At 73.6% G+C, this 19,113-nt stretch carries 17 protein-coding genes and 2 tRNA genes; 5 read left to right on the top strand and 14 right to left on the bottom strand.

Annotated features, from left to right (window positions below; genetic code table 11):
* Positions 1–49 precede the first annotated feature (49 nt).
* From ACULK4_RS01990 to ACULK4_RS01975, 4 genes are all read left to right on the top strand, one after another.
* The gene (locus ACULK4_RS01990; RefSeq protein WP_445964783.1) at positions 50–754 is read left to right on the top strand and encodes a TetR/AcrR family transcriptional regulator; all 705 of its coding nucleotides are present in this window, start codon (positions 50–52) and stop codon (positions 752–754) included.
* A 228-nt stretch (positions 755–982) separates the two neighbouring features.
* Positions 983–1,591: a hypothetical protein gene (locus ACULK4_RS01985; protein ID WP_445964782.1), complete on the top strand. Its 609-nt coding sequence runs from the start codon at positions 983–985 to the stop codon at positions 1,589–1,591.
* A gap of 12 nt (positions 1,592–1,603) precedes the next feature.
* The gene (locus ACULK4_RS01980; RefSeq protein ID WP_445964781.1) at positions 1,604–2,380 is read left to right on the top strand and encodes a PspA/IM30 family protein; all 777 of its coding nucleotides are present in this window, start codon (positions 1,604–1,606) and stop codon (positions 2,378–2,380) included.
* A 143-nt stretch (positions 2,381–2,523) separates the two neighbouring features.
* Positions 2,524–4,320 carry an acyl-CoA dehydrogenase family protein gene (locus tag ACULK4_RS01975; protein WP_445964780.1) on the top strand — a complete coding sequence of 599 codons (1,797 nt, stop codon included), beginning with the start codon at positions 2,524–2,526 and terminating at the stop codon, positions 4,318–4,320.
* Between the two features lie 82 nt (positions 4,321–4,402).
* Here ACULK4_RS01975 and ACULK4_RS01970 read toward each other — a convergent pair whose 3' ends face one another.
* From ACULK4_RS01970 to ACULK4_RS01955, 4 genes are all read right to left on the bottom strand, one after another.
* Positions 4,403–5,650: a cation:proton antiporter gene (locus tag ACULK4_RS01970; RefSeq protein ID WP_445964779.1), complete on the bottom strand. Its 1,248-nt coding sequence runs from the start codon at positions 5,648–5,650 to the stop codon at positions 4,403–4,405.
* Positions 5,635–6,462 carry a hypothetical protein gene (locus ACULK4_RS01965; RefSeq protein ID WP_445964778.1) on the bottom strand — a complete coding sequence of 276 codons (828 nt, stop codon included), beginning with the start codon at positions 6,460–6,462 and terminating at the stop codon, positions 5,635–5,637. The genes ACULK4_RS01970 and ACULK4_RS01965 overlap by 16 nt, the downstream gene beginning before the upstream one ends.
* A gap of 151 nt (positions 6,463–6,613) precedes the next feature.
* A tRNA-Met gene (locus ACULK4_RS01960) sits at positions 6,614–6,687 on the bottom strand.
* Positions 6,688–6,720: 33 nt separating this feature from the next.
* Positions 6,721–6,792, bottom strand: a tRNA-Thr gene (locus ACULK4_RS01955).
* A gap of 228 nt (positions 6,793–7,020) precedes the next feature.
* On the opposite strand from ACULK4_RS01955, the gene ACULK4_RS01950 reads away from it, so the two are divergent.
* Positions 7,021–9,603 (top strand): BTAD domain-containing putative transcriptional regulator, encoded by a 2,583-nt coding sequence (locus ACULK4_RS01950; RefSeq protein ID WP_445964777.1) that lies wholly within the window; start codon positions 7,021–7,023, stop codon positions 9,601–9,603.
* A gap of 55 nt (positions 9,604–9,658) precedes the next feature.
* Here the strand turns inward: ACULK4_RS01950 and ACULK4_RS01945 are convergent, their stop codons facing one another.
* From ACULK4_RS01945 to ACULK4_RS01900, 10 genes are read right to left on the bottom strand one after another with little or no spacing between them, the layout of a single operon-like run.
* The gene (locus ACULK4_RS01945; protein WP_445964776.1) at positions 9,659–10,213 is read right to left on the bottom strand and encodes a phage tail protein; all 555 of its coding nucleotides are present in this window, start codon (positions 10,211–10,213) and stop codon (positions 9,659–9,661) included.
* Position 10,214: 1 nt separating this feature from the next.
* Positions 10,215–12,167 (bottom strand): putative baseplate assembly protein, encoded by a 1,953-nt coding sequence (locus tag ACULK4_RS01940; RefSeq protein ID WP_445964775.1) that lies wholly within the window; start codon positions 12,165–12,167, stop codon positions 10,215–10,217.
* Positions 12,164–12,574 carry a GPW/gp25 family protein gene (locus ACULK4_RS01935; protein WP_445964774.1) on the bottom strand — a complete coding sequence of 137 codons (411 nt, stop codon included), beginning with the start codon at positions 12,572–12,574 and terminating at the stop codon, positions 12,164–12,166. Before ACULK4_RS01935 ends, ACULK4_RS01940 begins: the two co-directional genes overlap by 4 nt.
* 11 nt (positions 12,575–12,585) lie before the next feature.
* The gene (locus ACULK4_RS01930; RefSeq protein ID WP_445964773.1) at positions 12,586–14,421 is read right to left on the bottom strand and encodes a VgrG-related protein; all 1,836 of its coding nucleotides are present in this window, start codon (positions 14,419–14,421) and stop codon (positions 12,586–12,588) included.
* The gene (locus tag ACULK4_RS01925) at positions 14,408–15,172 is read right to left on the bottom strand and encodes a CIS tube protein (protein WP_445964772.1); all 765 of its coding nucleotides are present in this window, start codon (positions 15,170–15,172) and stop codon (positions 14,408–14,410) included. The genes ACULK4_RS01930 and ACULK4_RS01925 overlap by 14 nt, the downstream gene beginning before the upstream one ends.
* A 13-nt stretch (positions 15,173–15,185) precedes the next feature.
* A complete protein-coding gene (locus tag ACULK4_RS01920) occupies positions 15,186–15,614 on the bottom strand; it encodes a phage tail protein (protein WP_445964771.1) in 429 nt (142 codons plus the stop codon).
* A gap of 13 nt (positions 15,615–15,627) precedes the next feature.
* On the bottom strand, positions 15,628–18,060 hold the full coding sequence (locus ACULK4_RS01915; protein ID WP_445964770.1) for a hypothetical protein: 2,433 nt from the start codon (positions 18,058–18,060) through the stop codon (positions 15,628–15,630).
* On the bottom strand, positions 18,060–18,218 hold the full coding sequence (locus tag ACULK4_RS01910) for a DUF6760 family protein (protein WP_445964769.1): 159 nt from the start codon (positions 18,216–18,218) through the stop codon (positions 18,060–18,062). The genes ACULK4_RS01915 and ACULK4_RS01910 overlap by 1 nt, the downstream gene beginning before the upstream one ends.
* A complete protein-coding gene (locus tag ACULK4_RS01905) occupies positions 18,215–18,652 on the bottom strand; it encodes a hypothetical protein (protein ID WP_445964768.1) in 438 nt (145 codons plus the stop codon). Before ACULK4_RS01905 ends, ACULK4_RS01910 begins: the two co-directional genes overlap by 4 nt.
* Positions 18,652–19,098 (bottom strand): phage tail protein, encoded by a 447-nt coding sequence (locus ACULK4_RS01900; protein WP_445964767.1) that lies wholly within the window; start codon positions 19,096–19,098, stop codon positions 18,652–18,654. Before ACULK4_RS01900 ends, ACULK4_RS01905 begins: the two co-directional genes overlap by 1 nt.
* Positions 19,099–19,113 lie beyond the last annotated feature (15 nt).

The raw sequence follows: 19,113 nt of genomic DNA, 5'->3' as shown, positions 1-19,113 counted from the left end.
GGGTCGCGGGCGTGGCGCCATCCACCGTGATCCGACCGGAGCGAGGACCATGAGCACAGCTGCGAGTCCAGGGCGGCGCGGCGGCGGCGAGCGCACCTCCGAAGCGCGACCGCGACTCGATCGCGAGCGGATCATCGCGGCGGGCCTCGCACTGGCCGCCACGCCGGGCACCACGTCGATCTCGGTGCGCGACCTGGGCGAAAGGCTGGGTGCCGATCCGACGGCGATCTACCGGCACTTCCGCAGCAAGGAGCACCTCATGCAGGCGCTCCTCGACGAACTGATCGGCCGGAGTGTCGCCGAGGTGACCGCGGACCCCGCGGACTGGCGCGAGCGCATCCGCCAGCTCGCCCGCGCCACCCTGCGCCTGTTCGTGCACTACCCCGCAGTCGGCGTCGAGGCCACCGTGCTCACGACGCACGGCCCCGGCGAACTCGACGCCGTCGAGGTCATGCTCGACGCGTTCTCCCGCGCCGGACTCGAGGGCGACGACCTCGTGCGGCACTACGCCCTGCTCGCCTCCCACGTGCTCTCGAGCGCTGCGGGCATCGCCCGCGCCCGCGGCGAACGCGGCGGAACCCGCGCCGACGACGACCCGAGCCCCTGGTTCGAGGGCCCGTTGCTCGCCGACCCGCGCAGGTACCCCCGCATCGCCTCCGTGAGCACGCGCCTCGTCGAACTGGAGGACCGCGACCTCTTCATGCTCGGCGTCGACGCCGTCATCCGCTCGGCCGAACACGCAGCGCGCGGCTGAGCCGGGCGGCCACCCGAACGCCGAGCCGCGGCATCCGTTCTCGACGTGGTCGTCGTGGTGACGGTGCGCGAGGTGCTGCCGGCGCCGAGCCGGATCATGTGAGTTTCGCGGGAACCCTGACGCATGCGGCCGAACCGGCGTACATTGCGTTATATCGCGAGTTCGGACCGACGGCGTCAGGTGCCGCGGCTGCGCCTCGCGAGGGACCCGAGCAATGGAGGTGGTCGCGTGGAGGTCCTCCTCTGGATATTCCTCGCCTTCCTGGCGATGGTCGTGACCTCGGTCGTGATCGCGGTGCTCCTGGTGCGATGGCTGGTCCGTCGCATCCGCCGGAGCCGCGCGCTCGCCGGACGCGCGCTGCGCACGCGCGCACGGTTCACAACCGGGCCCCGAGGCCGGGTGATCCGGCTGCGCGTCCGCCTCGCGGACGCGCTGTCGAGCGGTCAGGCCGCCGTCGACCTCGCCGGCGGGGGCGAGGGCCCGCGCGGCGAACTCGACCGCCTCCACGAGCGCATCCGACGGGAGGGCGAGTCGCTCGACCGGCAACTGCGCTTCATGGAGAGCGAGACCGACCCGACAGCGCTCGCCCGCGACCTCCCGATCGCCGAGGACCGCGTCGACCAGGTCGTCGCCCTCGTGCGGCGCGTGCGGTCGGCCGTGGGCGCACAGCTCGACGGACTCACCGACGGCGCGCTCGCCGCCCTCCGCGCCGACGTCGACCGCGAGGTCGCCGCGCTGCACGCCGGCGTGCAGGAGCTCCGCATCCTCAACGCACGCGACGGCATCGCCGAACCGGCGTCGGACCCGTCGACCCGGCGCCTGAACCGCTCGAGATAGGGGAACACGACCATGAGCAACTCGTCGCGCATGCGAGACATCTTCCGGAGCAAGACCTCCCGAGCCCTCGACCGTGTCGAGGACCCCCGCGAGATGCTCGACGACAGCTACGACCAGCAGGTCAAGCTGCTGCAGCAGGTGCGGCAGGCACTCGCCGAGGTCGCCACCGCGAAGAAGCGGATCGACCTGCAGGGCCAGGAGCTGGGAGCGCGCTACCAGAAGCTCGCCGGGCAGGCGCAGGAGGCGCTGCGCAGCGGCCGCGAGGACCTCGCCAGGGCTGCGCTCGAGCGGCGCTCGCTCATCGAGCGCCAGGTCGCCGGCCTGCAGCAGCAGTACGCGGGGATGCAGAAGCAGACCGACCAGCTGCAGGATCGCGAGCGGCACCTCTCCGAGCAGATCGCCGCCTTCCGTATCGAGAAGGAGACCATCAAGGCGACCTACACCGCGTCGGAGGCGCAGGTGCGCGCCAACGAGGCCGTGGCCGGCATCGGCGCGTCGATGAACGATGTCGGGACGAGCCTCGACCGCGCCCGCGACCGGGTCGCGCAGATGCAGGCGCGCGCGGCCGCGACCGACGAGCTGCTCGCCAGTGGCGCCCTGACCGACCTGACCGCCGCACCCGACGCCGACATCGAGCGGCAGCTCGCCGCCATGAGCGCGCAGTCGGAGATCGACCGCCAGATCGAGGCTATGAAGGGCGCCGACGCATCCAACGGCCGCGGCCGCTCCGGCGGTGCCGACGACGCGGGCGAATGGCTCAGCATCGGGCAGGGCCCGACCGGGTCGTGAGCGGCGGAGTTCCGGGGCTCGGACGAGCGCCGGGGCTGATGCGGTTGCCGGATGCCACAAGCTCGGTGCTGCTTCATCCCACCCGCGTCGTCGATCGCGACAGATGTCGGCGCGCGCCCGCATGCCGGGTCTACAGTCCGAACATGACTGATTTCCGTCCGCCCGTCGCCGACCTCGCGTACGCGCTCAAGCACGTCGTGGGCTACGACCAGGTCGCCGAGCTTCCGGGCTTCGAGCACGCCGACTTCGACACCGTCACCGAGATCCTCCAGGAGGTCGGCGGCTTCATGGCCGAGGTCGTCGCTCCCACCAACCGCGCCGGCGACACCGAGGGCGCCCGCCTCAACGCCGATGGCACGGTGACCACGCCCACGGGGTTCAGAGAGGCCTACTCCGCCTACGTCGACGCGGGCTGGGGTTCGGTGCCCCTGCCCGAGGAGTTCGGCGGCGGCGGGTTCCCCCGGACGATCGGCCTCGCCATCCAGGAGCTGACCACCACCGCGAACATGGCATTCGCGCTCGCACCGCTGCTCACCCAGGGAGCCATCGAGGCGCTCCTCCACTACGGAAGCGACGAGCAGAAGCGGGCCTGGCTGCCGAAGATGGTCAGCGGCGAGTGGGCCGGCACCATGAACCTCACCGAGCCGCACGCCGGCTCCGACGTGGGGGCGCTCACCGCGAAGGCCGTGAAGCGCGCCGACGGCACCTACGGCATCACCGGCCAGAAGATCTTCATCACGTTCGGCGACCACGACCTCAGCGAGCAGATCGTGCACCTCGTGCTCGCCCGCACGCCCGACGCGCCCCCCGGAACGAAGGGCATCTCGATCTTCATCGTGCCGAAGTTCCTCGTGAACGACGACGGCTCCCTCGGCGAGCGCAACGGCGTGCACACCGTGGGTGTCGAGCACAAGATGGGCATCCACGGGTCGCCCACGTGCGTGCTGTCGTACGAGGACGCCACCGGCTACCTCATCGGCGAGGAGAACCTCGGCATGCGCATCATGTTCGTCATGATGAACAGCGCGCGCCTGTCGGTGGGCATGCAGGGCCTCGCCGTCGCCGAGCGCGCGTACCAGCAGTCGCTCGACTTCGCGAAGGAGCGCATCCAGGGCCGCGCGATCGGTGCGACGCAGGACTCCCCCATCATCGACTTCCCCGATGTGCGCCGCATGCTCATGACGCAGAAGTCGTACATCGCGGCACTCCGCCGCATGATGCTCCTCAACGCCGTGTACGTCGACATCTCGACCCACCACCCGGATGCCGCGACCCGCGCCCGCGCCGACGAGATCGTGGGCCTGCTCACCCCCATCTGCAAGGCGTTCGGCACCGACCTCGGCAACGAGCTCACGTCGCTCGCGCTGCAGATCCACGGCGGCATGGGCTTCATCGAGGAGACCGGCGCCGCCCAGCACTACCGCGACGTGCGCATCGCCGCGATCTACGAGGGCACGAACGGCATCCAGGCCGCCGACCTCGTGGGGCGCAAGCTCGGCGTGCGCAACGGTGCCTCGTTCCTCGAGTTCATCGCGACCATGCGCGAGGTCGACGGCGAGCTGGCGGCCGCGGGCGACGAGTTCGCGTCCATCCGCGCACAGCTGACCGCGGGTCTCGACGTGCTCGAGCAGACGACCGGGTGGATGCTCCGCACGGGTGCCTCCGACCCGAACTCGGTGCTCGCGGGCTCCAGCCCGTACCTGCGCATCTGGGGACTCGTCGTCGGCGGCTGGCTGCTCGCGAAGTCCGCGCTCGCCGCTCGCGAGCTCAACGGCGACACCGTCGCGGCGGCGCAGTTGCCGCTGGCCCGGTTCTACGCCGAGCAGCTGCTGCCGGCGGCATCCGGGCTCGTCGGAGCCGCCACGGCCGGATCGCGCGACCTGTTCGCGCTCGACGCCGACGCGCTCGGCGACGTCGTACGGCGCACCGCCCGCGTGTGACCCATCGCCGCCCCGGGTCGCGCAGATGCAGGCGCGCGCGGCCGCGACTCGGCAATCGGACACGGCCGGCCGGGTCCTGAAGTCAGGAGCGAGCGCCATCCGATCGACTCGCGCCGACCTCGTGCCGGCCGAGCCATCCGCTGATCGGGGCCGTGGTCAGCCCGTGCACGACCACCGACAGGGTGATGGCGAGGCTGGTGTACACGAAGATCCGGTCGTCGCCGGTCAGTCGCTCCGCCATCGTGGCGTAGAACAGGGCCGACACGCCGATCGGGCCGAACCAGCTCAGGAAGAACGTCTCGCGGCGGTCGTGGAGCCCGCGGATGAGCGGCCTGAGGGCCCAGAGCGTCACCAGCCGCCGAACCAGCACCGCGGAGATCAGGGCGACGGGCGGGATCCAGGCCAGGGCGATCCACTCCGCGATCGGGAGCGCGAGCCCCAGGAGCACGAAGATCGGCAGGAGGAACAACCGGTTCACGGCATCCTCGACCTTGTCCTGCTGCGCTTCGTCCCGTTGCGGGATCACCTGCCCGAACACCGCCGCTGCGACGAACACCGCCAGGATGGCGTCGGTCCCCAGCAGCTTGGCCGCCCCGAGCACCGCCAGGGCGAACGGCAGGAGGAACCCCAGGTACGAGCTCTCCTCCATGAGATTCCGTCGACGAGCCGCCGTGAAGAGCCGTCCGAGCAGATATCCCGCGACCGCGCCGAACAGGGCGGCGCCCAGCACCTCGCGCAGGAGCACCGTTCCGAAGAAGTCGCGCCAGGCGACCTCCGGAGCCGTCAGCAGCAGCACGGGAAGCATCACGAAGAGGTAGCCGAGCCCGTCGTTCACTCCGCTCTCGGCCGAGATGTCGAAGCGCACGCTCTCGGGCACTCGTCGCTCCGCCAGCGACCCCGTGACGATCGGCGTGCTGACTACCGGGTCCGTCGGCGTGAGGATCGCCCCGAGCAGCACGGCGAGGAGGAAGGGGACGCCCAGGGTCGCGGACAGTATCCCGGTGGCCACGACGAGCATGAGGGGCATGCCCAGGCCGATGATCACCAGCATCCAGCGCACGTTCCGGCGCCAGTATCCGTGCGGGAGTCGGAGCGCCACACCCGCGAGGCCGACGGCGAGGGTGAGGCGAGCGGCTTCCTCCAGCAGCCCGCCCGGATCCTCGGCGAAGTCCTCGATCCGCAGCAGATCGAGGACGTACGGACCGATCAGCACGCCGAACGCGAGCGCCAGCACCGGTCCCGGGAGGCTCATCCGTTGCAGCGCCGACGAGAAGAGGGAGAGGACGAGGACCACCCCGCCGAAGAGGGCCAGGATCAGGTTCGTCTCCACGTGCCTCCCTTCGACGACGGCTCATCGGCGCCTGCCGCCGCGCGGTCCTCCCGCCGCCGCTGCACGGGCTTCTCGAGGAAGTACGCGCCGAGCGAGCCGGCGAGCGTCGCGAACACGACGACCGAGTACACCGAGAGCGCGACGTGCAGGATCCGCGTCAGCAGTGACTCCCCCTCGAGGGGGGCGCCGGTGACCGTCGCGAGCGCGGACTGGTACAGCGCCTCGCCGTAGCTGATGCCGTCGGCGGTGAGGTAGTGCAGCTGGCTGGCGGCGAGGATGACCACCGCCGTGACGGCGCCGAGCCACGCGATCCGGTCGGAGAGCAGGCGGCCGGCCGACCGCGATCCGCGGACTCCTGCCGTGAGGATCCCGCCGAGCCGCGCGACCGGTGCGACGCGGAAGAACGTGAGCGCGCGGAAGAACCGGAGGAACGGCACCGCCAGGAACAGCACCTGCCACCAGTTGCGCCGCCAGAACGCGGCCGACCGCGCCACGACGGCGCGCAGCACGAACTCCGCGACGAAGATCCCCCAGAAGATCCAGCCGATCACGGAGAAGACGGTCACCAGGGTCGGATCCCGGGCCAGCACCTGCCCGAGCACCACGAACAGGAACACCACGCCGAGGATCCCCATCGGTCGGTCGAGGCGCTTCGCGAGACGCTCGGCGGCGTTCATCCGCTCCGCCTCGGGCCGGTCGTCGGTCCGAGCCGCACGACGCCCACGCCGTCGGTCCCGCGGCGAGTCGGGGGCCGTCTCGTCCTCCGGCACCCGGGGTCGGTCGAGGTCCTTCTCCACGTCCACTGCACTCACCTCCCCACCACGCTAGGTCGGCGCGAGCGCACGATACAGCGGTCGACGTGAGCCGATCCATCCGCTAACGGGATGACAACGGTCCGACGCGTGCGGGAGAGCCGGAGAAACGAGAACGGCCCGGAATCACGAGGATCCGGACCGTTGACGGTAGCGAGGGCGGGACTCGAACCCGCGACACCACGATTATGAGCCGTGTGCTCTAACCACCTGAGCTACCCCGCCGCAAGGTTGCTCCGAACGAACCGGAGGAACCCGAGCCCCGAGTCAGGATTGAACTGACGACCCCTTCCTTACCATGGAAGTGCTCTACCACTGAGCTATCGGGGCACTGCCGCTCTCACGGCAACCACACGAGGATATCACCTCGCAGCGTGTGCATTAAATCAGCCGTCGGAGACCGTCGGGGCTTCCAGAGGGCGCTGCCGCGACGGTCGCGGACCACCCCATGCGGGCACGGAGCGGGGGCTCCGGGAAACCCCTCGTGCGGCCCCGGCGACGACGGCGTACCCTGTGCCCTGTCACCGTCGACCGGTGCCGTCATGGGGGGAATGACGGATGGAGAGACGAACACGACCCGGGCCTGGGGGTCCGCACGCTCCCGCGGCCGAGCGCGCCCGGATCCCGTGGCCGGCCGGGGCGAGCACGGTCTTCGTGATCGGCGCGACCGGCGGCGGCAAGTCCACGCTCGCCCGGCGCTGGGCCGCGGCCGCGGGCGGGCGCGTCCTGCACGCCTCCGCCGAATGGTCCACAGCCGACCGGGCGCGGCGGCACCTCTCCGCCGCCGTGCGTGGTCATCCGCCCCTGATCGTCGTCGACGACGCCCACCGCCTCGTCGGCACGGACGCGGAGGTCGCGCTCGAGTCGATCGCCTCCTCGCCGCCGGTGGAGCGCCTGCTCGTCGTCTCGCGGATCCCGCCGACATTCGAACTGCGAGCCGACGCCCTGGTCACGGTCTCCGAACTCGTCCTCGAACTCACCGACATCGTGGCGATGTTCCGTGACCGCGGCGACCGTCGGATCGACTTCGAGGCCGCCGCGCACGTCGCCCAGGAGACGGCCGGCTGGCCCGAGCTGGTGCGCCGCCTCGCGGTCGCACGGGGTCCCGCCGACGAGTCCTTCCCGTTGGCGCTCGAGCAGGAACTCGAAGGCGACTTCGCCGCGGCGTGGCTCGAGGAGTCGCTGCATCCGCTGCCGGATCGGCTCGTGGCCGCCCTCACGCGGGCGGCGGCACTCCCCGGCATCGACCTCGCTCGCGCCACGCGCCTGCTCGGGCCCGCCGAGGGGGCGGCGCTCATCGCCGCCCTCGACTCGGGCGTCGTCATGAACGTGCGCGGCGCGGCAGGACGGCGGGCGCTGCCGCCGATGCTCCGGCGCCACCTGCTCGACGGGATGCCGCAACCGGACCGTCGCACCGCCGCCGCGGATGCCGCCCGCATCCTGCGCGACGCCGGCGATCCCGCCGGGGCGGCCGACGCGCTCGCTGCCGGGGCGTGCTGGTCCGACCTCGCCCGACTCCTCGATGCCGAGCCCGAAGCGTCGCGGGGTGCATCGCGTTGGATCGGCGGCGTGCCCGAGCATGTCATCCGGCGCGGTCCTGCGATCGCGCTCGCGGCCGAGCGCGGACGTCGTGAGGATCGCGAGTCCGTGCACCTCGCGACGGCCGCCGCGCCGGTCCGCCGGCGCACGCCGGATGCCGCCCGGGACGCATTCGCGACCGCGGTCCGGCATCTCGTCCGCGGTGACGCGGTCGGGTCGGTGCCCTGGTTCCGCCGGTCGTTGCTGGCGCCGACCTCGCACCGCATCGAGCTCCTCGCCCGGCTGGCCCTCGCCGTGATCCGGGCACCGCTCGCCCCCGGGGCGTCGACCGCCGAAGCGCTCGCCGCGGTCGAGCGGGACGCGCGCAGCGACGGCCTCGCCGGCATCGCCCGGGTCGCCCGCGGCGCCATCGCCACGACCTGCCCCGACCAGGATCGCTCGTCGGCACGCGGGGTGATCGAACAGCTCGAGTCGCGCGGCGACGTCGACGGCGCGCTCCTCGTCGCCGCCCTCGAGCTGCTCGCCCGGGTCCGCAGCGGCGACTCGGACCCCGAATCGGCGCTCGCCGTCGCCCGCCGGGCCGACCGGCTCGCCTTCGCCGAGCTCGGCGCCTGGGCGCGTGCGGCCGCCGCGCTCGCGGGCGCCGCATCGGCGACGCCCGCGAGTGCCGGGCTGGCCTCCGCGGCGCGGGCGTCCGCGATCGCGACGGGGCTCCCCGGGCCGCGTGCCGTGCTCGAGGCGGCCGCGGCACTCGAGTCGCCCTCGCCGGACCGTGAACGCCGGCTCGCCGGGGCGCAGCGACTCGCGCTCGGCACGGGATTGCCGCGCATCCCGCTGCCTCGCGTGGCGCTCGGGGACGGACGCCGCCCGACGCTCACGCTGACGGAGCGCGGCCCGCGGCTGGAGGTGGCCTGCTTCGGAGGCTTCCGGATGCGGCTCGACGGATCGGAGGCCGACCTCCACGGCATCCGGCCCCAGGCGCGGGCGGTGCTGCGGATGCTCGCCCTGAACGCCGGCGCCCCGCTCCACCGCGACCTCATCGCGAGCCTGCTCTGGGGCGAGCTCGCCACCGACTCCGCGGTGCACGCCCTGCATGTCAGCGTGTCGAGCCTGCGACGGATGCTGCCCGCCGAGGCCGACGGCGGCGGCATCGTCGAGCGGGTCGGCGAGGCGTATCGCCTCGGCATCGCCGACCGCCGCGACTGCGACCTCGCGTCGTTCGACGACCGGCTCGCCGAGGCCGCGGAGGCGAAGCTCCACGGAGACGCGGCGCGGGCCCGTGACGGTCTCGTCGGCGCGCTCGACCTGTACGTCGGCGACGTGCTGCCCGAGGACGGCCCTGCCGAGTGGGCGGTGGGCGCGCGGGATCGCTACCGCCTGCGCGCAGCGGAGGCCGCGAATTCGCTCGCGCACGTGCACGCGCGGCTGGGCGACCTGCGGCCCGCGGTCGCCGCCGCGCGCCGGGCGGTCGAGATCGATCCGTGGATCGACGAGTCGTGGCGAACCCTCATCGCGATGCACCGCCGCGCCGGCGACGCGATCGCCGGTCGCCGCGCGGAGGACGGCTACCGCAGCATGCGCCACGCGCTCGGCGTCGACTGACGGCCGCGCGCGGGTCCCGCGCACCCGCGCCGCGGCACGGGCGCCGCGCGACGGCTCACGACTCGCCGACCGACACGTCGATCACGCAGCGCACGTGCGCCGGCACGACGCGGCGCGCGGTGCGGTCCAGGCGACGATGCAGCTCCGTCGCCTCACCCGCCGGCACCACGACGTCGATGCGCACCTCCGCCTCAGCGGTCCCGGGCAGCGGGCCGTGGGGGTCGGCCGACCACGCCGTGCCGCCCGACTCGGTGACCTCGACGCGAGCGTCGGGTCCGGCCGCAACCAGCATCGCCGCGCGGATGCCGCCGGCCGTCCCGGCACGGCGGTGGAGGACTGCGGCCTCCGCGACCACGCGCCTCGCCTGATCGAGCGGCCAGGCCTCGTCGAGCCGCACGTCGACCCAGCCGGCGAGCCAGGCGAGGAAGTCCGGCGGGGCGGTTCCCGGTCGCACGTAGGCGTCGAGGTTGTCGAGCACGGCGAACACCGGGGCGAGCGAGTCGTCGAAGCCGACGAGCCACCGCCCGAGGAACTCGTCCTCCTGCAGGATCCCGGGGAGCCGGTCGCGCAGCGGCGCCGGAGTTCCCAGTCCGGTCACGAGCCCGCGCATCTCACACCCCCGCCACCACGCGCACGCTGTGCTCGAATCCGAACACGAGTGCGTCGGGCTCCAGGTCGATGCGCTGCAGCGCATCCCCTCGCTTGCCGGTCGCGGGGTCGGCGGCGAACAGCAGCACGTCATCGACGATCTCGGTTCCGGGCAGCGCCTGCAGCACGGAGTACACCTCGCCCGCGAGCACCGGGCGGCCGAACGGCCAGCCGGTGCCGTCCGCACCGCCGTGCGCGGCGTCGAACCAGCGGTAGAGCGCGGCGAGCGCCTGCTCCCGGAGCGGCTCGACGGCCGTCCGGGGCCGGGCGACGAGCTTGGCGACGATGGTGACGCCCTGGTATCGGGGCATCTCGACCGAGAGCCGGGCCCCGACCATGCGGCGCGGCTCGAGGTCGTCGGCGATGAGTCGGAGCAGGTCGTCGGTCGGGCGGAGGTCGTCGAATGCGACGCGCCCGTCTGTGCCGGCCGCGGCCGAGGGCACCACGAGCAGGCGGACCCCGTGCCCGGCGCCGTCGCCGATGGCGGGCACCGCGCGGACGCGCGCCACGCTCGGCGCCGCGCGCTTGGCGAGCTGCTCGTAGTCGTCGAGGGTGACGGCGCGTTCGAGGCTGCGAAGGGTCAGCGGCCCGCGCTGCCTGGCCTCGTCGACGGTCTCCCCGTCCACGCCGCCCCGCGCGGCGGAGCGGTTCACGACGCCCTTCACGAACGGCACGGTCGTGCGCAGCATCGACAGCGCCCCTCGGGCGACGTTCCCGCGCGCGCCGCCGCCGACGCGGTACCGGCGCACGCGCAGGGGTGCGCCCTTCGGCGGCACGGCCCCGTACCGCCGGAGCGACCCGTCGGGCTCCCGCACCGCGGGCGGGAATCGCACGGTGCCGCCGGTCCGCTCGACCTGGACGACCTTCGCATCGGGTCCCTGGTCGGCGAACCCGCCGCGCACCTCGGTCCACGTCTCCCATCCGGCGCCCGTGCCGACCTCGACCTCGAAGCGGTCGCCGTCGTCGACCACCGGTCGCACCGCGAGCGAGAACTGCTGCCCGGGCACGCCCTCGGAGAGGCCGAGGACCTCGTCGTCCACGGTCCGGGCGTGGATGGCGGCGGTCACGCCCCCGACGGTGCGGGCGCCGGCCGAGTGCAGCACGGGCGACGCCGTGTAGGTCGGCACCTCAGGGGGACGCTCCACGAGCCGGGTGCGCAGCCAGCCCGCACGCTCGCCCGCGATGACGGATGCCACGTGGTCGCGCGGCACGATGAGCACGACGTCGCCCGCCCGGTTGAGTCCGCCCGTGCCGTCGGAGACGACGTCGCACGCGCTCCAGTCGCGGCCGGTCCAGGCCTCCCATACGAGCGGCGGGTCCTTGGGGTCGACGCCCACGCCGCGCACGGCGCAGTCGAGTCGCAGCGAGATCGCGAGGCCGCCCGCGGGCTTGTCGAGGCCGAACAACAGCGCGTCGCCGGGTGCCGGCTTGGTCGCGAACGCGTCGATCGCCGCCGAGCCGAGGTGCGCGTCCCGTGCCCACGGGTCGCCGTCGTGCGGCGTGCCGCCGAGCCGGTGCAGCGTCCGGGGCGGGATGGCGAGCTCCTCGACCGTCGCGAACACGATGGGCTCGGCGAGCTCGGTTCGGGGGGTTCCGACCTCGGTGCGGGCGGGCACCACGACGGCCTCCGCACGCGGCGCCGAGAGCCAGAAGACGATGTCGGCCACGGCGCTCGTGGGCGGGAACAGGGAGACGCCCAGCAGGTCGAGGAACGACAGGTGGAGCCGGTCGGGCACGCGGTTCAGCCGGTAGAGCAGCTCGTCGGTCATGAAGGCGAACGCCTCGATGAGCGTCACGCCCGGGTCGGAGACGTTGTGGTCGGACCACTCGGGACAGCGCAGGGCGATGAGCCGCTTCGCGTCGTCGACGAGGTCCTGGAACCGACGGTCGTCGAGGTTCGGGGCCGGGAGCGTCACGGCGCACCTCCGATCTCCTGCGGGATGACGTAGAACGGGAAGACGAGGTTGCGCGGGTCGTTTGTGCCGAGGATCGTGTACCCCACGTCGATGGCGAGCACGCCCTCGTCGGCCCGTTGGAGCGACACGACGACCTCGCCGACCCGGATCCGGGGCTCCCAGAACCGCAGCGCGGCACGCACCGCCGCACCGATCGCCCCCGCCGTCGACGCGTCGGCCGGTGCGAACACGTAGTCGTGCACGGCGCACCCGAACTCCGGCCGCATGGGGCGTTCGCCGGGCGCCGTGGCGAGGATCAGCCGGATGCTCTCCTCGATCTCGCGCTCGTCCGACGAGAGCGCGATGCGCCCGGTCGCGTCGGCATGCACGGGGAACGCCCACCCCCGTCCCACGAACTCGCGTGACATCCGCCGCCCCCTCAGTTGATCTTCACGACGGCGCCGCGCACCGTCGTCGCACCGCCGGCCGACAGCTCCGCCGTGCCCTGGCCCTTGAGTGCGAGCATCCCGCCCTCGACCTCGGCCGACCCGGAGCCCTTCACCGACACGGTCGCGCCCTCGATCTTCACCGCACCGGTCGCCTTCAGCTCGATGGATGCCGCGGAGACGGCGACCTTGCCCTGGTCGGCCGTGACCGTGGCATCCGTCTTCGCGGTGACCGCGACCGGCCCCTCGGAGACGATCTCGATCCCCTTCTGCGCCGTCTGGGTGAGCGTCACGCGCTGTGCGCCGTCCGACGTCGTGATCTCGACCGTCTCGGTGCCGGGCTCCTCGGTGAAGACGAGGTTCATGCCGGTGCGCGAGGTGAACGACCGGCGCACGACCTCGCCGCCCTGCTGCACGCTCCCCCAGCCGCCGGCGGGTTCGTCGACGCCGTTGTAGAGGCCGCCGAGGACGTACGGCCGGTCGAACCGGCCGGCCTCGAACGCGACGAGCACCTCGTCGCCGACCTCGGGCAGCACTACGGCGCCGCGCTTCGCGCCCGCGCCGGCGTGCACCGTCCGCGCCCACCCGCTCACGTAGTCCTCCGAGAGGTACGGGAACGCCAGCCGCACGCGCCCCTGCTGCTGCGGGTCGTCGATGTCGCTGACGACCGCGGAGACGACGCCCGGCATGCGCCCGCCGGCCGGAGCGCCCGCCCCGGCCCCGCCGACGGCACCCGTCGCCACGCCGAGCAGGGAGCGGTCGGAGGCGTTGCTCACGACGACGGTCGTCATGTAGCCGTCGCCTGCGGCGAACTCGTGCACGCTCTCGGTGACGGTGTACCGCCCGTCGAAGGGGGCGCCGAATCCGCGCAGCGTCACGGCGGTGCCGGACCGGATGCCGGAGTTGCCGCGGATCCGTGCCTCGACCTCCGCGAAGCCGCCGGCGATGCGGTCGGCGACGGATGCCGCGAGCCGGTCCTGCTCGGCCGGCCGGCCGTCGCCGTCGGGTGCGACGTGCTTCGGACTCGCGAACGCCTCGGCGACCTGCTCCGGGTCGACCGTGGGCAGCTCGACGACTCGGGTCTTCGGCGGCGCGGTCGACACGATCGCCTCCTTGCGGTCGGGATCCCAGCCGCGCACCTCGACCTCCGGCACCTGGCTCGCCGACGTGACCGTCGCGTGCAGCGCGAGCGTGTTCATGCCGTGCTCGATCACCACGGGGTCGTCGCGTGCGGACTGGGCGCCGCCGGGCGCCTCGCCCGCCTCGGTCGGCGGCCCGAACACGAGCCCGCCCTCGACGACCGAGAAGGTCGAGCCCGTGGCATCCGCGAGCCGCTTCAGGAACACCCAGTCGCTCACGTTGTCCTGCGTGACGTGGTTCAGGACGCTGCCGGTGACGCCGACCTCCTTGACCGGGACGTCGGCCCGCTGGGCGACCTCGCGCACGATGTCGGCCGGGGTGCGGTCGACGTAGGCTGCGACGCGTCGCCCGCGGAACAGCCGGTGCGACCGGTCGAGGCCGCGCACGCGGGTGCGGAGCACGCCCGCGATGTCCTCGCGGTCGATCGCCGTGACCTCGCCGTCGAGCAGCCTGACGGGCCCCTGGGGGCCGTTCTCCGACACCGTGAGCACCACGGGCACGCCGATGCGGAAGCCGCCGTCGGCGAGGACGGTGCCCGCGGAATCGGTGAACTCGAGTTCGAACGCGTCGGGCAGGTTGGCGGCATCCGTCACCCGGCCGGTCACCAGCAGGGCCGACGCCGACGCCGGCAGCGGGGTGCCGTCGACCGCGACGAGCAGCAGGCTGGTGTAGGTGTCAACGGATGACACGGGCCACCTCCGCCCGCACCACGTCGCGCGCCGGACGCCCGGCGAGTTCCTCCGCGGCCGGCAGGAACACCGGGCTTCCGGGCGCAAGCCGCATCGGGTCGTCGATCCCGTTCACCTCGGCGACCTGTCGCCAGAGCGCCGGATTGCCGTACTCGCGGTACGCGATCGCGGCGAGCGAGTCGCCCTCGCGGATCGTGTGCATGCGACGGGGGCGCAGCCCGCCCGACGTCGGGTTCTGCTTGCCCGGCTCCTCGGCGATCTCCTCGAGCGCGACCGTGCAGACCGCGCGCAGCGGTGTGCCGGTGGGCGAGAACAGCGTGTACTTCGCCGAGACCGACTTCACGTAGCCCACGAAGCCCGCGAGCACGCCCCATTTGAACCGCACCCACGGCGCCGACGGCCGTTCGCCCTGGCGGGACTCCTCGGTGGGAACGCACGCGGAGAACAGCTTCTCGACGCGCGCGACGACGGACTCGCCGCCCCCGCCGCGGGTGTCGTCGAAGAACATCTCGACGCTGAGCTTCTGCGCCTCGGGCCCCTGGTAGGTCGCGGGCGGCGCCGACGACGCCTTCTTCTGCTTCTCGGCCTTCCAGCTGGCCGACTTCGTCATCGTCAGCTCCTTGGGGTTCAGCTGGAACGCGATGGAGCCGATCGGCGCACCGGGCACTCCGGGCGTCTTGCCGGGTTGCAGCAGCTCGAGCTCGGCGTGCGAGAGGCTCTCGCTCGAGGTGTCCGTCTTCGTGACCGGCATGCGCGCGCCCCTCTCAGTCGGCCTCGATGCCGTGGTGCGCGAGCTCGAGCGTCTCGGTGAGCACCTTCGGCTGGTCGGGGTTCAGGCCCGGGCCGGTCCAGCGGACCGGAAGCACCTGCTTGAGCGTCCATCCCGCGATCGTGTCGCCGTAGCCGTTCTCGACCTCGATGCGAGCGTCGGTCGGGGCCACCTGCGGCGCCTTCGCGATCCACGCCAGGATCGGCCCCGACGTGCCCTCGCCGACGGGGCGCGTGAGCTTGACGTTGGGGAACTTCAGCCGCGCGGGGAACTGCCAGACGAAGCTGTTGTTGCCGCCCTCCTCGCGGGACTCGATCACGACCTCGACCCCGAGGCCGTCGCACGTCGAGAACTCGCCGAGCGACTGCCCGTCGATCTTCACGTGATAGCTGACGCCGACCGCGATCCGCGTGTCCTCGATCATGGTTCCCCCTCGTCTAGATTCCGTCGATCCGCACGCCGCGACGTTCCCGATCGAGCAGCAGCTCGGCCTTGAGGCGTCGCACGAGCGGGCCGTAGAGCTGTCCGGCGAGCGTCTCGATCGCGGCGGGCGAGGTCGCGGCGGCGTCGGCGCCGAGTGCGGCCGTCGCGGCTGCGGCGGCCCCGGTCGCGGTGGCGGATGCCGCTGCGTCGGGCGACGACGTCGACCCGTCGCTCGACGTGCTCGGCGTCTCCGGCGGCGGGCCGGGCGGCTCCGACGGCGCGGGCGGCTCGGCGGCTGACTCGGCTTCGCGTTGCACGCTCGGCTCGGCGGCGCTCGCCGCCACGGGCAGCGGGGCGCGGCGGGGCGGCGGGGGCGGCGCGATCGGAGGGCTGTCCACGGGGGCCGGGCCGGACCGGGCGCCGTGAACCGTGGCGAACGGGGTGGCCGTGCCGGGGGCGGCGGCGAGAATCGACGGCGCGGCGGCCGGCTCCGGGATGGTGGCGGGCTGCGGCGTCACGGCGGCCGATCGTTGCAGCACATCGCGGACCGGTCCCGACCGGCCGGCGCCGTCGTCCGGGCCGGGAACCACGGACTGCCCGCCGAGCGCGTGCACCTCCGGCGAGTGCGAGCGCGGGTCCACGCCCGCTCGTCGGCCGTGCGCGTGTTCGGCGACCGGGGCGGCGGCCGGCGGGGCCGGCGGGGTCGGCGGGCTCTCCGCGCCCGGCGCGCGCGCGGACGGGGACGCGGGCTGCGGGCCGGGGGCGACGAGCCGCTGGAGCCAGCCCAGCACGCCACCGCGGGCGGGCTCGTCGGGGTCCACCGGGGCGGCCCCGCTCGGCGGAGTCGTGCGCCCACCGCGCGCCGGCTCGCTGCCGACCGCGGAGGCGGACGCGCGCCCGCCCGGCGAGCTCGCGGCCCCACCGCCCTGCGCGAGATCGGACGCCGAGTCCGCCCGCTGGATCGAGGGCGGCTGCGGGACGACGGCGACGGCACGCGGGTGCCGTCTCCCCGCCGGCGCGGATCCGGTGGGCGCGGTGAGCAGCGGCGTGAGCGTGCGCTGCGCGATGAGCGGGAGGATCGTCTCGGTTTCGGGTTCGGGCTCGCCGCCCTCCGGGCCTGACGGCGTGCTCGGCGTGAGCGAGTCACCGACCGGCGTGACGGAGCTCGGGTCGTCGGCTGACGCCGCGACACCCGTCGACGAGCGGTTCGCGAGCGGGAACTCGTCGATCGCGGAGGCCGTCCGGTCCGGTTCGCCTGCCGCTGCCATGGGCGCGAGCGCGCTCGAGTGCGGCACCGAGCCAAGGAGGGCCCGCTCGCCGGTCGCACCCCCGTCGTCGGGCGCGACCCGGCCCTCGCCGTCCGCCGGCTCCGACGCGGTCGACGCGCCCGGCGACGGTGCACCGCCGGCGTCGACCGGGCCCGTGTCGCCGTCGGCAGGCGTGTCCGGGACCGACGCCCCCGGCCGACCCTGACCGGCTCCGACGACCGACGACGCGGTCGGTGCCGCTCCGGCGGACGCGGCATCGATGCGCTGCACTGCCGGCGCCGGTCCGGAGACCGGTGGCGGTCCCGGCGCAGGCGACGGCCCGGCGTTCGATGTCGGGAGCGGAGCGCCGAGACCGAGCCGACGGACGACCGGCGTGCTCGGCGCCCTGATCGACGGCGGTGCCGCGCTGCGGCGTGCGGCATCCGTCGTCTCACGCTGCACCGAGGGCTGCAGCGGAACGCCGCCGCCCGCCGGCAGCGGGCGATCGGCGAGGACGGCCGAGGATGCTTCGAGCGTCCCCGGGTGCTCGCCCGGGGAATGCGGCGGCTCCGGAGGATCCGGCGTCTCCGCGGCATCCGGCAGGTCGACCTCGGGGTCGGCCCGCTCGTCGGCGTGTGCCGTCTGCTCCTCCGCGAGCGGAAGGGACGACGCGGGCGGCGTCGACGCCGCCGCACGGTCTCCAGTCGCGGTCCGGCCGTCCGTCCGGACCGGCAGGTCGGGCGCCCCGGGCTGCGGCTCCTCGCGGCCGGGCGACGGATCGGGCAGCGGTGGCGACGCAGCGGCCGCGTCGGCCTGCGGCGGGACCACGCGCGGCGCCGGCGACGCGGCATCCGTCGCCGCCGACCGCCCGGCCGAGGCACGCGACGAACCCCACGCCGGGGGCCGCAGCGTCAGGTCGGCGATCACCGCCCGCTGCACCGGGGCGCCGAGTTCCGCGACACCGCCCGCGACCGTGCCCGCCGGCGCACCCGGATCGACGAGATGGCCGAGCGAGCCCATGCGCGCCGGCACCAGGCGCGTGGGCAGCGACGAGACGAAGCCCGCCGAGAGGGTCGACGGGGGCGTGTCGGACAGCTGCCGCTGCAAGGGCGGCAGGAACGCCCATCCCGCCGGCGACGGGCGCGGCGAGGCCGGCGCCGGCGACGGCGCCGACGCCGAGCGCTGCCACGGCCAGCGCATCAGCGCTCCCCGCTGATCCTCGTGTTGATCGCGGCGATCTGCTGCACGTAGCGCAGGCGCTCCGCGTGCTCGAGGTCGAGGATGTCGTCCAGCGGCCAGTGGAAGTGGTAGGCGACGTACGCGACCTCCTCATGGATCCGGTCGGCCGCGTACGTCACGATTCCCCCAGGCGGCCACCCGCCAGGTCGGCCGTGAACCGATGCGAGCACTCCGGACAGGTCACCGCGATGCGCGTGTGCCCCTCGGCGTTGACGCGGCGGTAGAAGTCCTGCAGGAACGCCACGTCGGAGGCGAACATGTTCTCGACCACCGACGAGTCGACCGTGCTGAGCGTGCCCAGGGACGTGATCACCCGACCGAGCAGCACGACGGTCGTGTATGCCGGGTTCTCCTGCACGCGGGCGTCGTACAGGGGAAGCAGTTCGTCCCGGGCCGTCGCGAGGCGCATCACGCCGCGCCGGTGCACCGTCCCGTCGGGGCCGACGTAGCCGCGCGGGAGTTCGAAGGTGAACTCCGTGCGCATGAGCCCGTCGTCGGCCTCGCCGGCGGCATCCGTCGCCTCGCCGGGTCGCGTCGCGATGACCCGCTGCATCACTGCACCTCGGACTCGTCGAAGCAGACCGTGAACTTCTCGGTCGCCTGCTCGGTCGCGCCCGCCTTCAGCGAGTTGATCTCGACCGACCGCACCCAGCAGTTGCGGAACTCGTACTTCTTGATGACGCTGCCCTCGTAGTCGAGGAGCTCGACCGACGCGGTCTTGCGGGCGCCCTTCACGTCGCCCTTCATGACGACGTTCAGCCAGTCGCTCACCGTCTTCGAGTCGGTGAGGCCGCGCGTGACCGTGAACTCGCCCGTCTTGGCGCGGCCGATCAGCTGGCGTGCGACGTACTTGCCGTCGGCGAGCTGCTGCTTGAGCTCGATCTTGTCAACCTCGTTCTTCAGGCCCGACACCTCGGTCACCTTCGGCAGCTCGATGCCGTCGATCGTGACCTTGAAGGCGTAGGCCGGTGAGGAGTCGAAGGAATCCGCGAGTGCCATGGCTGTCTCCTAGCT

The organism is Agromyces selenitireducens, from assembly GCF_052748465.2.
This window is presented reverse-complemented; position numbering and strand designations above follow the sequence as displayed.

Bases quoted from the DNA above. Each gene is read 5' to 3' on its own strand.
- ACULK4_RS01990 (WP_445964783.1), top strand. From the start codon at position 50: ATGAGCACAGCTGCGAGTCCAGGGCGGCGCGGCGGCGGCGAGCGCACC.
- ACULK4_RS01980 (WP_445964781.1), top strand. From the start codon at position 1,604: ATGAGCAACTCGTCGCGCATGCGAGACATCTTCCGGAGCAAGACCTCC.
- ACULK4_RS01975 (WP_445964780.1), top strand. From the start codon at position 2,524: ATGACTGATTTCCGTCCGCCCGTCGCCGACCTCGCGTACGCGCTCAAG.
- ACULK4_RS01950 (WP_445964777.1), top strand. From the start codon at position 7,021: ATGGAGAGACGAACACGACCCGGGCCTGGGGGTCCGCACGCTCCCGCG.
- ACULK4_RS01945 (WP_445964776.1), bottom strand. From the start codon at position 10,213: ATGCGCGGGCTCGTGACCGGACTGGGAACTCCGGCGCCGCTGCGCGAC.
- ACULK4_RS01935 (WP_445964774.1), bottom strand. From the start codon at position 12,574: ATGTCACGCGAGTTCGTGGGACGGGGGTGGGCGTTCCCCGTGCATGCC.
- ACULK4_RS01925 (WP_445964772.1), bottom strand. From the start codon at position 15,172: ATGCCGGTCACGAAGACGGACACCTCGAGCGAGAGCCTCTCGCACGCC.
- ACULK4_RS01920 (WP_445964771.1), bottom strand. From the start codon at position 15,614: ATGATCGAGGACACGCGGATCGCGGTCGGCGTCAGCTATCACGTGAAG.
- ACULK4_RS01915 (WP_445964770.1), bottom strand. From the start codon at position 18,060: ATGCGCTGGCCGTGGCAGCGCTCGGCGTCGGCGCCGTCGCCGGCGCCG.
- ACULK4_RS01905 (WP_445964768.1), bottom strand. From the start codon at position 18,652: ATGCAGCGGGTCATCGCGACGCGACCCGGCGAGGCGACGGATGCCGCC.
- ACULK4_RS01900 (WP_445964767.1), bottom strand. From the start codon at position 19,098: ATGGCACTCGCGGATTCCTTCGACTCCTCACCGGCCTACGCCTTCAAG.